The sequence below is a fragment of the Caballeronia sp. NK8 genome (assembly GCF_018408855.1).
Taxonomy (GTDB): domain Bacteria; phylum Pseudomonadota; class Gammaproteobacteria; order Burkholderiales; family Burkholderiaceae; genus Caballeronia.
Genome location: NZ_AP024325.1, coordinates 1040700 through 1053578, shown reverse-complemented (window position 1 = coordinate 1053578; position 12879 = coordinate 1040700). Strand labels below are relative to the sequence as shown.

Annotated in this window: 12 protein-coding genes; 3 read left to right on the top strand and 9 right to left on the bottom strand. The window is 63.5% G+C overall.

Features of this window, described 5'->3' with window-relative positions; translation table 11 throughout:
• The first annotated feature begins 1 nt into the window (after position 1).
• Together NK8_RS30165 and NK8_RS30160 are read left to right on the top strand one after the other, a co-directional pair.
• On the top strand, positions 2–1240 hold the full coding sequence (locus NK8_RS30165) for a CaiB/BaiF CoA-transferase family protein (protein WP_225936426.1): 1239 nt from the start codon (positions 2–4) through the stop codon (positions 1238–1240).
• A gap of 76 nt (positions 1241–1316) precedes the next feature.
• Positions 1317–2465, top strand: a complete 1149-nt coding sequence (locus tag NK8_RS30160; RefSeq protein ID WP_213231811.1) for a DSD1 family PLP-dependent enzyme — start codon at positions 1317–1319, stop codon at positions 2463–2465.
• On the opposite strand, the gene NK8_RS30155 is transcribed toward NK8_RS30160, so the two are convergent.
• The 7 genes from NK8_RS30155 to NK8_RS30125 all read right to left on the bottom strand — a co-directional run bounded on the left by NK8_RS30155 (position 2462) and on the right by NK8_RS30125 (position 9873).
• A complete protein-coding gene (locus NK8_RS30155; RefSeq protein WP_213231809.1) occupies positions 2462–3511 on the bottom strand; it encodes an aromatic acid exporter family protein in 1050 nt (349 codons plus the stop codon). The genes NK8_RS30160 and NK8_RS30155 overlap by 4 nt on opposite strands.
• A 216-nt stretch (positions 3512–3727) precedes the next feature.
• On the bottom strand, positions 3728–3913 hold the full coding sequence (locus NK8_RS30150; protein ID WP_162070716.1) for a hypothetical protein: 186 nt from the start codon (positions 3911–3913) through the stop codon (positions 3728–3730).
• A 126-nt stretch (positions 3914–4039) separates the two neighbouring features.
• On the bottom strand, positions 4040–5257 hold the full coding sequence (locus tag NK8_RS30145; protein WP_213231807.1) for a transporter substrate-binding domain-containing protein: 1218 nt from the start codon (positions 5255–5257) through the stop codon (positions 4040–4042).
• Between the two features lie 74 nt (positions 5258–5331).
• A complete protein-coding gene (locus tag NK8_RS30140) occupies positions 5332–7071 on the bottom strand; it encodes a methanol/ethanol family PQQ-dependent dehydrogenase (RefSeq protein ID WP_213231805.1) in 1740 nt (579 codons plus the stop codon).
• Between the two features lie 241 nt (positions 7072–7312).
• The gene (gene pqqD / locus NK8_RS30135; protein WP_301549908.1) at positions 7313–7513 is read right to left on the bottom strand and encodes a pyrroloquinoline quinone biosynthesis peptide chaperone PqqD; all 201 of its coding nucleotides are present in this window, start codon (positions 7511–7513) and stop codon (positions 7313–7315) included.
• Between the two features lie 134 nt (positions 7514–7647).
• On the bottom strand, positions 7648–7722 hold the full coding sequence (gene pqqA, locus NK8_RS30130) for a pyrroloquinoline quinone precursor peptide PqqA (RefSeq protein WP_008347847.1): 75 nt from the start codon (positions 7720–7722) through the stop codon (positions 7648–7650).
• A gap of 195 nt (positions 7723–7917) precedes the next feature.
• The gene (locus NK8_RS30125; protein WP_213231801.1) at positions 7918–9873 is read right to left on the bottom strand and encodes a sigma-54-dependent Fis family transcriptional regulator; all 1956 of its coding nucleotides are present in this window, start codon (positions 9871–9873) and stop codon (positions 7918–7920) included.
• Between the two features lie 333 nt (positions 9874–10206).
• Between NK8_RS30125 and NK8_RS30120 the strand changes: the two genes are divergently transcribed.
• Positions 10207–10401: a hypothetical protein gene (locus tag NK8_RS30120; protein ID WP_162070721.1), complete on the top strand. Its 195-nt coding sequence runs from the start codon at positions 10207–10209 to the stop codon at positions 10399–10401.
• A gap of 119 nt (positions 10402–10520) precedes the next feature.
• Here NK8_RS30120 and NK8_RS30115 read toward each other — a convergent pair whose 3' ends face one another.
• The gene (locus NK8_RS30115; RefSeq protein ID WP_213231799.1) at positions 10521–11165 is read right to left on the bottom strand and encodes a LysE family translocator; all 645 of its coding nucleotides are present in this window, start codon (positions 11163–11165) and stop codon (positions 10521–10523) included.
• 101 nt (positions 11166–11266) lie between these two features.
• The gene (locus NK8_RS30110) at positions 11267–12847 is read right to left on the bottom strand and encodes a sensor domain-containing diguanylate cyclase (RefSeq protein WP_225936425.1); all 1581 of its coding nucleotides are present in this window, start codon (positions 12845–12847) and stop codon (positions 11267–11269) included.
• Positions 12848–12879: the final 32 nt, after the last annotated feature.

Genomic DNA, 12879 nt, shown 5'->3' with positions numbered 1-12879 from the left:
CATGGCAGACACGAAACCAGCGGCCGCGCCCGGCGCGGGACCGCTTGCAGGCATGCGCGTGATCGAGCTTGCGCACATCATGTCGGGGCCGATCTGCGGGATGATGCTCGCGGACATGGGCGCCGACGTCATCAAGGTCGAGAAGATCCCCGGCGGCGACGATTGCAGACGGTTCGCGCCGATCCTCCCGAGCGGCGAATCGGCATCGTTCATGATCGTGAACCGCAACAAGCGCGGCATCGCCCTCAATCTGAAGACAGCAGGTGGCAAGGAAGTGCTCGCAAGGATGCTCGCGAGCGCGGACGTGGTGACGGAGAACTATCGACGCGGCACGATGGAAAAGCTCGGCATGGGCTACGACACGCTCAAGGCGATGAATCCCGGCCTCATCTATTGCGCGATATCGGGCTATGGCCGCAGCGGGCCGATGGCCGACAAGGGCGGCTTCGATCTCATCGCACAAGGCCTGAGCGGTCTGATGAGCATGACCGGCGAGCCGGGGCAGGCGCCCATCAAGGCAGGCTCGCCCGTCACCGATATCAACGCGGGCATTCTGGCCGCGCTCGGCATCAGCGCGGCGTATGCGCGAAAGCAGGCGACCGGCCTCGGACAGATGGTCGATACGTCGCTCTTCGAAGCTGGTCTGCAGCAGATGTACTGGGCGTTCGCCAACTACTTCGCGGACGGCACGGTGTTGCCCAAGGCCGGCTCGGCGAATCCGACCAGTGCGCCGTACCAGGCGTTCCGCACGCGCGACGGCTGGGTCAACATCGGCGCGGCGAATCAAAGCAACTACGAGCGTCTGGTCGGCGTGTTGAACATCCCCGGACTCGCCGAAGACGAACGTTTCCAGACCAATGCAGGCCGTCTGAAACATCGCGAGGCGCTTGTCGAAATTCTGGGCGCGCGTCTCGTCGAGCGCACCACCGATGCATGGCTCGCAAGTTTCGACGAGATCGGCCTGCCGAGCGGCGCGGTGCTCGGCGTGCCGGAAGCGTCGTCGCACGAGCAGGCCGTCGCGCGCGGGATGATCGTGGAGACGGACCATCCGCTCGCGGGCCCGATGCGCGGCATCGGCTTGCCGATTCACTTCTCCGAGGGGCGCACGCAGGCCTCGCGGCCCGCGCCGCTGCTCGGACAGCACACCGGCGAAGTGCTCGGTGAATACGGGTTCGACGACGCGCGCATTCGGGCGCTCAAGGACGAAGGCGCGATTCTCGAAACGGAAGTTCCGGCATGATGTCGACAAATGTGCAAACGGTTTTATGCATTCATCATGCAGAATGCCTGATTCAACTCCATCGCCACGATCCGCCATGACGCTCATCCCTCCTTGTGCCGCCCGCGTGGGCGACATGCTTGCAACCGTCGCCACGCCGTCCCTGACGATCGATCTCGACGCCTTCGACGCGAATCTCGCCGCGATGTCCGCGTTCGCTGTGCGGCATGGCGTTGCATTGCGTCCGCATGCGAAGGCGCACAAGTCCAGCGAGATCGCAAAGCGCCAGGTCGAAGCGGGCGCGGTCGGCGTGTGCTGCCAGAAGCTGTCGGAGGCGTATCCGTTCGCGCGCGCGGGCATCGGCAGCATTCATGTGAGCAACGAGTTCGTCGGCGCGGACAAGCTGGCGATGGCTGTCGAACTCGCATCGCATGTGCGGCTTTCGGTGTGCGTGGATGCGTTGCCGCAAGTGCGCGCGCTCGGCGATGCGGCGGCGCGTGCGGGCGTGACGATCGACGTGCTGCCCGAAATCGATGCTGGCCAGCATCGCTGCGGCGTGACGAGCGAGGATGCGCTGCTCGCGCTCGTCGACGGCATTGCGGAACAACGCGCCTTGCGCTTCGCGGGCATTCAGGCGTATCACGGCGGCATACAGCACGTCGCGGACTGGAGCGCACGCAAGAGCGAAGCGAATCGCGCCGCGGACACCGCCGCACGCTATGTGCGCGCGCTCGATGCACGCGGCGTGCGTTGCGGCGTCGTGACGGGCGGCGGCACGGGCACGGTCGAGTTCGATGCCGCGAGCGGCGTCTTCACCGAACTGCAACCGGGCTCGTACCTCTTCATGGATGGCGACTACGGCGGCATCGGCTGGAGCGGTGAATTGCGCTGGCGTCACAGTCTTTTCGTGCTATCGACGATCATGAGCGCGACGCGGCCCGGCATGGCCGTGTGCGACGTCGGCCTGAAAGGGCTCGCGGTGGATTCGGGCTTGCCGCGCAGCGTGCATTGGCTCGACGCGAGCGGCGCGCCCGCGTTGAGCTACGTCGCCGCGAACGACGAGCACGGCATGTTGCAGGCGCAACATGATGCCGACGCCGATTTCGCGGGTCTCGTCGGCGAGCGGCTTCGGTTGCCGCCGGGACACTGCGATCCGACCGTGAATCTCTACGACGAATACGTGTGCTACCGCAGCGAGCGCGTGACGGACATCTGGCCGATCGATGCGCGCGGCCTCTCGCGTTAGGCCGATGATTCCTTCGGCGGATAGATCGTCGCGATCAGCGCATCGAGATCCGCGACGATCAGCCCGACGACGAACTGCGCCACTTCCTGCGCGCCATGCGCCGACTCCTGCGCTGCAAGCATGTCCTTGAGTTCACTGACGGCCGCGCGTACGGGTTCGAGCCGCGCTTCTTCCTGATGATTCGACGCGAGCACGCTCGCGAGTGTCTCGAACAAAGCCTGTAGCTTGCGGCCCGTATCGCCGAGGCGGGCCGCGCATAGCTCGCGATCGAGGCGCGATACGGCCTTTGCAAGAAAGGCCGTGTCGCCATGCAGGCGCCGCAGGAAGGGCGCGGCCTTGTCGATGGCGTCGGAGCGCCGGTTCTGCACCAGCACGATGATGTGCTCGCGTTCGGCTTCCTTCAACGCATCGTCGAGTGCTTTCTGAGCGTCCGTGCTGTGGGTTTCGAGGCGCATCGCGCGGGCTTCGTCCGGTGCGCCGGACAGATACAGGCCGATCAGCTGACCGAGACTCTTCAAGGTATCCGCGACGCTGCGATGCGCGGCTTCGAGCGCGCGATTCGGCCAGAGCGCCGACACGACGAACGACGATGCCGCGCCGATCAATATCTCCAGCACGCGATGCATCGGCCGCTCGAAGGGCGATCCCGGGCCTGCCGGAATCAGCACGACGATCACGAGCGTCACGCATGCGAGCCTGAACGCGGGGCGCTTGGCGCTCAACGCGGCGAGCGGCACGAGCGCGACCGAAAAGACGGCGAGCGGCGGCGCGCCACGCTCCATCGCGACGATGCCGAGCACGCCCGCCACCGCGCCGATGAATGCGCCGATGATCTGATCGCGCGCGGTATCGACGGCTTGCGTGAGGCTCGGCTGCGTGACGATCACGAGCGTCGTGATGAGCGCCCAGTATCCTTCGGGCAGCGTGGCGAGCCGCGCGGCGGCATAGCTGATCGCGCAGCTCATGAGGGTGCGCAGAAGCCGTCTTGCTTCGGGCGCGCCGAAAAACGTGCGTAATTTGCGTCGGGTGCGGGTGATCGCGGTCATGCGGTCCGGGTCGGTGATGAAACGGATCAGACGATGAAGACGCGCATGCGCGCGCCCGGTGCTGCATTATGCCAATGCAGCACGGCGCGCGAGTCGAAAGAGGATGTTCAGGGAAAACAGGAACGAGGCGGAACGCATGTTCTTTTCTTGCTGAACATGCGTGCCGCCCCGGTATCGCGACGAACCGAAGTCTCGACGAAACGTCAGGGTGTGTCGTCAGGTGAGCATCGGGACCGCTTCGATCAGCGCAAGCCCGAGTAGCGCCCCGATGGCTGCGCTGATGAGCTTCGGATGCCAGCGATCCAGATGCAGCGCCGTGAGTAGCGCGCCGATCAGGATGACGCCGAGCAAAGCGAAAACCACGACAAGATAGCCGATTTCGAAATCATTGTTGATCAGCACGACGCTGGCCTCCCGCCGGCTCGAGCCGGCCGAATTGCGCATTGCATCACGCCGCGGCCGATGTCGATCCGCCCCGCGCGACATTTTGATTATATGTCACGTCGTGATGTAATCAAGTCGACGATTTCAATGGGCGGGTCCCGCGTTGAGCGGCAGCTTCGACGCGCGCGCGCTGTCGGCGGTCATCTTCGATCCACCCGGCTTGTAGCCATTCGACATCAGCAGGAACGCCATGATGTCAGCATAGTCCTGATCCTTCATCTTGCCGGGACGATCCGCGGGCATGTTGGTCGCCATGTAGTTGAAGATGCCGCCTACCGTGAGATGCGAGTTCGATGCCGGTGCGAACGACGGTCCCTGCAACGCGGGCGCGGTCATGCCCTGGAGTTGCGCGCCGTGACACTTCGCGCACGAACTCGAATAGAGGGTCTTGCCGTGCGTCGTTTGCGCCTGCTCGAAGGTGGGCGGCTCGACGGCGCCTTCGTTCGCGACCTTGATGAAGCGTCCCGCGCGCGCTGTGCTGGCATCCGCGAGCATGATGCCGCCATGCTGGAACGATGCCGTCGACGGCGTGTCGAGATAGCGCGCAGCCGAAGCGGTCTGCGCGGGCAAGCTCCATTGCTTCGTCAGCGCCTGCAAGCGGCCGTCGTTGGTCATTGCCTTGAGCGCATCGTCGATGCGTCCACGCAACGGGGCGCTTCTATCGCTGAATGCGAACGCCAGATGCCAGTCCGCATACGGTGAGTCCGCGTTCGCAACGGTGAAGCTGCGCTCCGGATGCGCGATGCGATAAGCAACGACCGCGGGATACCAGACGATCGCACGTTGCGCGCGACCGTTGGCCACCGCTTCGACCGTCGATGCCGATGTGTTCTCGAGATCGAGCGTCACGTCCGGCTGTTGCACGGCGATCAGTTGCGCGGGGCTTGCGTAGGTCGCGGCGACCGTACGCTTCGCGGCGTCCTTCAGTTCCGCGCCGGGAGCTTCGATGCTCACATAGCCAGCACGCAAATAGCCGTGCGAAAACTGCATCTTGCCGCCGGATGCATCGGCGACGGCGGAGCGCGGGAAGCCGGCGATCACATCGCATGCGCGTGCGAGCGTCTTGTCGAGTTCCTTGATCGACACGCCATCGTCGTCGCCTTCGCCTATTCCGTTGGAGACGAAGGTCGCGGGGATGTTGGCGCGTGCGAAGACCGCTTGCGCGACGCTGCGATCCAGCGCAGCTGACGGACTGCCGGGAAACGTGCAGATCTTCACGGCGGCATCGGATGCCGACGGCGTGAGGGCGATGCATGCGGCCAGCATGCACACGGCACGCATGAAGTTGAGGGATTGATTCATGTCGAAGCGTCCGATGAGGTCGATGAACACCGCGAGCGCACGACGATGCGCGCTCGCGGTTCGATCAGGAAGGGTCAGGTGCGATCGAGCGCGAACACATAGAGCGTGCCGCCGCGCGGGACCTTGTCGGCGGCCTTCGCCATCGGGCCGCCCCAGATCGGATTCGCACCGCCGTAGCCCGCGAGGATCGCGACGTATTCCTTGCCGTCGATCTCGTACACCGAAGGCTGCGCGATTATGCCGCTCGCGAGCTTGGGGCTTTGCCACAGGACCTTGCCGGTCTTTTCGTCGAACGCATAGAGATGGCCGTCGAGCGAGCCGCTGAATGCGAGACCGCCCGCCGTCGTCGCGACGCCGCCGTTCCACGGCAGCTTGCTCCAGTGGCTCCAGACTTTCTTGCCGGTATCGACATCGATAGCCTGCAACTCGCCGTAGCCCTTGCTGCCGGGCTCGGGCTTGATCTCGAAGCCTTCGCCGAGATAGGGCAGACCTTCCATGTAAGTCACCGACTTGCCCGACAGGGACATGCACGCATGCAAGGCGGGTACGATCGCGAGATGCGTTTGCGGATCGTATGAAACGGACCACCAGTTCTTGCCGCCGAGAAAGCTCGGACATGTTTCGATGGTCGTGCCCGTCTTCGGGTACTTCGATGCATCCTGAATCGGCTTGCCATCGTCCGTGTAACCCGTGACCGATGTCGCGGTGACGAAGGGCCGCGCGTAGATCAGCTTGCCGTTGCTGCGATCGATTGCATGAAAGAAGCCGTTGCGGTCCGCGTGAATGATCGCGTCGTAATCCTTACCCTGATACTTGATGTTCGCGAGCACGGGCGTGTTCACGCCGTCATAGTCCCACGTGTCATGCGTCGTGTATTGATAGTGCCACTTGAGGTCGCCGGTTTTCGGATCGAGCGCGAGGAGCGAATCGGAATAGAGGTTGTCGCCGGGACGAAGATCCGCGAGCCACGGTCCCGGATTGCCCACGCCCCAATAGAGCGTCTTGCTCGCGGCGTCATAGGTGCCGGTGAGCCATGCGGGCGCGCCGCCGTGTTCCTGCATGCCATCGGGCCAGGTGTCGCCGCCGGGCTCCTTCGCGCCGGGCACGGTAAAGCGCTTCCACAGCACCTTGCCATCGTTTGGATCGAGTGCCGCGATGAAGCCGCGCGCGCCATACTCGCCACCCGCACTGCCCACGACGAGCGCGCCATCCAGCGCGAGCGGCGCAAGCGAGAACGCATAGCCGGTGCCCGGATCGAACATCGCCTTCTTCCATACGAGCGCGCCCGTTTGCGCATCGAGCGCGGCCACTTCGCCGTTCAGCATCGCGACGTAGACGTTCTTGCCGTACAAGGCGACACCGCGATTGATCACATCGCAACATGCGGTCTTGAACGATCTTGCATCGAGATTCGGCTCGTATTTCCAGAGCTGTTTGCCGGTTGCGGCATCGAAGGCATAAACGTTGTCCTTGGGCGTCGTCACGAAGAGAAAGCGTCCGTTGACGATGGGCGTCGCTTCGAAGCCCTGCTGCAAGTCCTTGGGAAACTTGTAGCTCCATGCCTGCTTCAAGCCCTTCACATTCGTCGTGTCGATCTGCTTGAGCGGCGAGTGTCCATGACCGTTATACGTGCGGTAGTAGGTCAGCCAGCCCGGATCATCCTGAGCGCTCGTGAGACGTTCATAGCTGACTTCCGGATACTGCGCAGGCGTGCTGCCCGCCGCGATGGCATGCTGCTGAACGAGTGTGAATGTGGCAGCGACGCCTGCAGCAAGGGCCGCGATGCGCATTGCCGGACTGAAGCGGATCTTCATCGTTGTCTCCTGGGTATTATCGGTGCGACGTCTTCTTTGAATCTCGATAGCCATCCGAAACGGTTGCGACGTCATCAAGGCAAGTCATGTGCCATTGACGATGCATGTGCGTGCGTGCCTTGCTGCATGTGGTTCTCTTGGACGATGTCATGCAGAGGCCCGCCACGTGGCGTTGATGTTCGTGTGTTGCATCGTGGAGCAGTGAGACGTCCGGCGTGTTGCCCGATGTGACAGTGCGGGTTCAGTCGAGCCAGCCGAGGCGGCGGGCTTCATCGATGAAGCGATACACATCCGCGGCGAGTCCCGACGTGCCGAAGCGCGTTTCGATTTCGCCGATGATGTCGTCGAGTTCGCGCGTGCCATCGCAGCGCGCGATTATTTCGCCCGCACTGCGGTTGAGTTCGACGCTGCCGCGCGGATGCACGATCTCGCATGTGCTCATGTCCGCATGCCAGTGCAGCTTCAGTGGCGCACGCAAGCGTGGCCGCGCGGGCGCAGTCGTGGTGTTCATGAGGAGCGGAAAGAGAAGGGGACGTGCCCGGGTTCGATCGACCCGGGCGCGCTTTCATCGCAGCATCAGCGTGTCGCGATATACATCGTGATTTCGAAGCCGAAGCGCAGATCGGTGAATGCCGGTGTCGTCCATTGCATGTTCATCTCCTGGATGATGTTCGAGTGAGATCGCGAACCGTTTCGCAACCGGACCTCGAAAATGCAAGCTCCATGCCTTCGATGAATTGACCGTGCATGTGCACGCTGTTGGCTTTCAGTCCGGTTTCGATGATTCGTCAGTGTCGTGACCTCGTTGTGCTTCTTCGGGACACGGGTGTAGCGAAGTGGAACACCTCATTGCTCCATCGTTGAACAGGCGGGCATCTTGCGATAAATCGTGTTGCGCGAAACCCCCAGCGCGCGTGCAGCGGCCGATACATTGCCACGATGCCGCGCGAGCGCCGCAGCGATCACGGATGCCGTGACTTCCTGGAGACGCCCTGACGCAAGCGCCGATGGAACGCATGCTTCAGACGGGCCTTGCGCGCCGACGCGGGTTTCCTCGAAGAAATCTTCCGGAAGATGTTCCCGACGGATGCAGCCGTCGTCATCCACCATCGCGGCCGCCGTGCGCAGCAGGTTGCACAGTTGCCTGAAGTTGCCGGGCCACGCGTAGCGCTCGAAGAGCGCCATGACTTCATCGTCGATCGACAGGGGCATGCCGCACGCTTCATCGGCGCTCACGGCGTGCAGCATCTTCGTGATCACGGTCGCGAGGTCGGTACGTTCGCGCAACGGCGGCAGCTTCACGACGAGTCCGTTCAGGCGGTAATAGAGGTCCTCGCGAAAGCGGTTCTGTTCGATCATCTCGCGCAGATTGCGGTGCGTCGCGCAGATGATGGCGACATCGACCGGTATCGATTTGCTCGAACCGAGCGGATCGACGACGCGTTCCTGCAGCACGCGCAGCAGGCGCACTTGCAGCGGATACGGCATGTCGCCGATTTCGTCGAGAAAGAGCGTGCCGCCGTTCGCCTGCAAGAGCTTGCCGGCCGCGCCCTTGCGTCGCGCGCCCGTGAACGCGCCTTCCTCATAGCCGAAGAGTTCCGACTCGATCAGGTTTTCCGGAATCGATGCGCAGTTCACCGCGACGAATGGCCCCGCGCGGCGCGGCGAATCGCTGTGAATAGCCTGGGCGAGCAGTTCCTTGCCCGTGCCGGTTTCGCCCGTGATGAGGATCGGAATGTCCTTGCCGATGACCTTGCGCACTTTGCCGATGACGGCCGACACCCTGGTATCGCCGGTGTCGAGCGAGGCGAGCTTCGATGAGGCATCGAGCGCAGTCGATGCGCGCGGCGCGGGTCTGGCCGCGACGTGCGTGGCAGCCATCTCGGCGAGCGGCGCGCGGTTCAGGCGCACGCGTGCGCACACGCGTGTGCCGTTGTTGAGGTCGAGGGGCAGATGCGGCGCGCGGCTCGCATGCGAACGATCGATCAGTTGCGCGCTCGTGAGCCCGAACAGCGACGACAGCGTATGCGCGCGCAGCGAGGAAAGCGGCAAGCCGAACTGAAACTGCGCGCTGCGGTTGGCCGAGAGAAAGCGTCCGTCGCACGTGAAGGCCATGATGCCTTCCATCAGCGTGCCGAGAAACTCGGGGCGGCTGTGAAACGCGATCTGCAGCATGCCCTGAAACGTGCTGGAAAAAAGGTGGTTCTCGATCATCTGCACCGACATGCGCGCAAGCGCCATGGTGTGCCGATGATAGCTGCGATGATCGCCGGTGACGTCGAGCACGCCGATGAGATCGCCGTATGGATCGAGGATCGGCACGCTGGAGCAGGTGAGAAAGCGATTGGCGGCGAGATAGTGCTGGGCGCCGTGCACGACGGTCGGACAACGTTCCGCGATCGCCGTGCCGATCGCATTGGTCCCTTGCCGTTCCTCCGCCCAGTTCGCGCCGGCGCGCAGCGCGACCTTCTCGGCGCGCGCGAGAAAATCGTCGTCGCCGGTCGAATGGAGAATCAGACCTTGAGCGTCAGTCAGCACGATCATGCTTTGCGTGTTGACGATTTGTTCGCGCAGCGTTTCCATCACCGGCGTCGCGTGCGCGCACAGCACGCGGTTCTGATCGAGCTTGAGCAGCAGATCGCCTTCGGTAAGAACGTCGTAGTCGGGCCGTGTCGACGCGTTCAGTCCGAAGGTTTCGGAACGCTCGTGCGCCTTGCGGATCGACGGAATGAGCCAGCCGCTCTCTCGTTCTTCGTGAGGTTCTTCGTGAGTAACCGCGATCTCGCGGATATCGTCTTGCATCCTCTCCTCCATGTGCAAGTGCCGGTCGTATCGCCGGATGTGTGAGCGCGGATAAAAAGCAAGTCCTGCGCCAAAGAGCGGCGCGATCGTGTGTGTCAGTCAATCGAAAGGATGCCGGTGTCGTCGCGGTGGCGACAGCATCGCGTGTGTTGTGTTGGCCCGCGTGCGACTTGCCAGTTCGAAAGACCGCGTGCGTTTGCATCGACGGACCGCTGCATAAGGCTCGCAGCCGACGTAGCGATCATTGGCATGCACGATGCAAAGAACCATGGCGAGCGCACCATACGCTCGATTCAAGCAAACGCTTGCTCACGCATCACAAGGAGAAACCCCATGGCGAACCTGAAGCTCGACGATCTGGAACATGCCGAGGATCTGTCCTCTTCCGAGATGTCCCGCATCTTTGGAGGCGACAAGAAGGAGCCGGCCGGCAGGCCGATTCATATCGACGCCAATAGCGGCGTGCTGACGTTCAAGGACGGCTCGCAATGGACGATGGACCTCGACGGCAAGCTGCATCCGCTGTGACGCGTGGCTTCGGAAGCCGCCTGTGAGAGGAGACCGGGACGTGCGTTAGGGCGTGCGTCCCGGTTTTTTGCATTCGGAATGCCTGATGGCGTTTTGACTTTTGTGTTCTGAATGCCGAACTACAAACCAGTTCTGCCGGCCGTGAGCACGAGGCGCAAGCCGAGCGCCGCGATGACGCTCGACGCAATGCGATCGATCCACTTCTTCGCGCGCAGATACATATCGCGCGGCCGCTGGCTGGAAAATCCCAGCGCGACGACGGTGTACCAGCCCGTCTCGATCGCGAAGACCATGGGCGGCAGCACGAAATAGCACCACAGCGGCGGATGCTGCGGCAGAAGCGCCGCGAAGATGCTGCCGTACCAGATGGCGGTCTTCGGATTGCTCAGTTGCGTGGTGAGTCCGAGCCAGAAGGATTTGCGTGCGCTTCTCGTCAGCGCGGGCGCATCGTCGCGAGTCGGCATATGCATCGGCTGCGCGGCGCCGCGCCAGATCTTCCACGCAATGTGGATCAGATAGAGGCCGCCCGCGACCTTCAGCGCGATGTAGAGCCACTCCACGGCGACCAGCAGGGTATAGAGTCCCGCGAGCGCGATGCCGCCGAAGAAGATGCCGCCCACACCCATGCCGAGCGCGGTCGCGAGACCATCGGCGCGCGATATGCCTATGGCGTTGCGCGCCACGACCACGAAGCTCGGTCCGGGGATCATCGCGCCGAGCAGCAGCGAGAACAGAATCGCGAGTACGGCGTTCGATGCGGTCATCGGATGGTCCTCCTCTGTTTGCACGATTGCATGTGGAATGCGGCATGCAAAACGCACGATTGCATTCAACATGCATGATACGCCCGACGTCCCGCAATGCTTCAGGCGCCGTCGCTCGCGACGCTGTCTTCATGAATCGCGCGGTTGCGTCCGGCGCGTTTCGCGAGGTAAAGCGCTGAGTCGGCGCTGTTGAGCAGCTTGAGCGCGTCGTCGGCATGGCGCGGCGAGGCCGTGGCGCAGCCGATGCTGATGGTCAGCACCCCCTTGGGCACGGCGCTGTTCGGAATCGCCAGCTCCTCCACTTTCACGCGCAGGCGTTCCGCGAACGTGAACGCGCCGCTCGAGGCCGCGCCTGGCAACACGATCACGAACTCCTCGCCGCCGTAGCGCGCAACGATATCGCCGGGCCGCTTCGCGGAATTCTGTATGCAATCGGCCACCGCGATGAGCGCATCGTCACCCATCGCGTGACCGTAGGTGTCGTTGTAGAGCTTGAAGTAATCGACGTCGACGAACAGCGCGGAGAGCGGTTGATCGGCGCGCCGCGCACGCCGCCATTCCTCGTCGAGCCGGCGGTCGAGCGCGCGGCGATTGGAGAGTCCGGTCAGCGCGTCCGTGCCCGCGAGCCGTTGCAGTTTCTCGTGCGCGATCGCACGCGAACGCAACGAGATGGCCAGCAGCCAGGAGATGACGATGAAGCCGCCGCCGAACATCAGCGTCAGGCCACCGATGACGACGCTGCGTTCACGCCATGCGCTGAGCACGTCATCCTCCGCAGGCGCGACCGCCGCGATCAGATGCGTGCCCGGCACGTGCTGGAAGGTATAGAGCCGCCGTACACCGTCGATCGTCGAGCGGGAGATATAGGAGCCGGAGGGCGCGTCCTTCATCGCGGAGAAAGTGGGCGATTTCGCGACGTATCCCGTTTCATCCGAAGGCAACGCGGGCTTGCGCGCGATCATCACGCCGTCCTCCTGCACGATGAACGCCGACCCCGAGCGGCCGACGTTCACGCGCGACAACAGGTTCCTGAAGTAGGCGACGTTCAGCGCGATGACCGCGACCCCCGCGAACGATCCGTCCGGCGCGTTGATGCGGCGGCTCATCGCGAGCGAGGCCACGCCCTTGCGCAGTCGCGACGCATAGGGTCCGGAAATGAAGAGGCCCGCGTCGGCGTGTTCGGCATGATCCTTGAAGTAGTCGCGATCGTTGAAAAGCAGATCGGCATGCTGCGAAGGATCGCGTTCGATCACGATGCGTCCTTCGCGATCCATGACGAACGCGCCGCCGACATAGGTCATTCCGGTGGCGCCATCGAACAGAACGAGCTTGCGCAGATCGGGAGGAAGCGCCATCACGGCGGGGTTTTGCGCGCCGCTCACGATGGTGCGCAGCGACAGGTCGATCGCTTCGGCGTTGCGGGCGATATCCGCGCTCAGGGTCGCGACGAGATTGGCCGACGCCTGATGCGCGTTCTGCAGCGCCTGCGCGCGTCCCTGCCAGAGCGCGGCGAACGACAGCACGGCCATGGAAATGGCGATGGCGGTGCCGATCAGTCCGGCGAGCACCGGAAAGCGCGAGAACGCTTCGGCGAAGCGCATCGCGGCAGAGTTGTTGCGTCGCATCAGCCGGCGACTCATCACGCGTCCGGTCTTGCGAACGGCCTTCAAACTGGCGGGCATTCAGGTTCTCCGCATGACGCCATCCCCGCATG

Excerpts from the sequence above, each read along its gene's own strand:
- NK8_RS30165 (WP_225936426.1), top strand. The coding sequence starts at position 2 with ATGGCAGACACGAAACCAGCGGCCGCGCCCGGCGCGGGACCGCTTGCA.
- NK8_RS30160 (WP_213231811.1), top strand. The coding sequence starts at position 1,317 with ATGACGCTCATCCCTCCTTGTGCCGCCCGCGTGGGCGACATGCTTGCA.
- NK8_RS30155 (WP_213231809.1), bottom strand. The coding sequence starts at position 3,511 with ATGACCGCGATCACCCGCACCCGACGCAAATTACGCACGTTTTTCGGC.
- NK8_RS30145 (WP_213231807.1), bottom strand. The coding sequence starts at position 5,257 with ATGAATCAATCCCTCAACTTCATGCGTGCCGTGTGCATGCTGGCCGCA.
- NK8_RS30140 (WP_213231805.1), bottom strand. The coding sequence starts at position 7,071 with ATGAAGATCCGCTTCAGTCCGGCAATGCGCATCGCGGCCCTTGCTGCA.
- pqqD (WP_301549908.1), bottom strand. The coding sequence starts at position 7,513 with ATGAGCACATGCGAGATCGTGCATCCGCGCGGCAGCGTCGAACTCAAC.
- NK8_RS30125 (WP_213231801.1), bottom strand. The coding sequence starts at position 9,873 with ATGCAAGACGATATCCGCGAGATCGCGGTTACTCACGAAGAACCTCAC.
- NK8_RS30120 (WP_162070721.1), top strand. The coding sequence starts at position 10,207 with ATGGCGAACCTGAAGCTCGACGATCTGGAACATGCCGAGGATCTGTCC.
- NK8_RS30115 (WP_213231799.1), bottom strand. The coding sequence starts at position 11,165 with ATGACCGCATCGAACGCCGTACTCGCGATTCTGTTCTCGCTGCTGCTC.
- NK8_RS30110 (WP_225936425.1), bottom strand. The coding sequence starts at position 12,847 with ATGCCCGCCAGTTTGAAGGCCGTTCGCAAGACCGGACGCGTGATGAGT.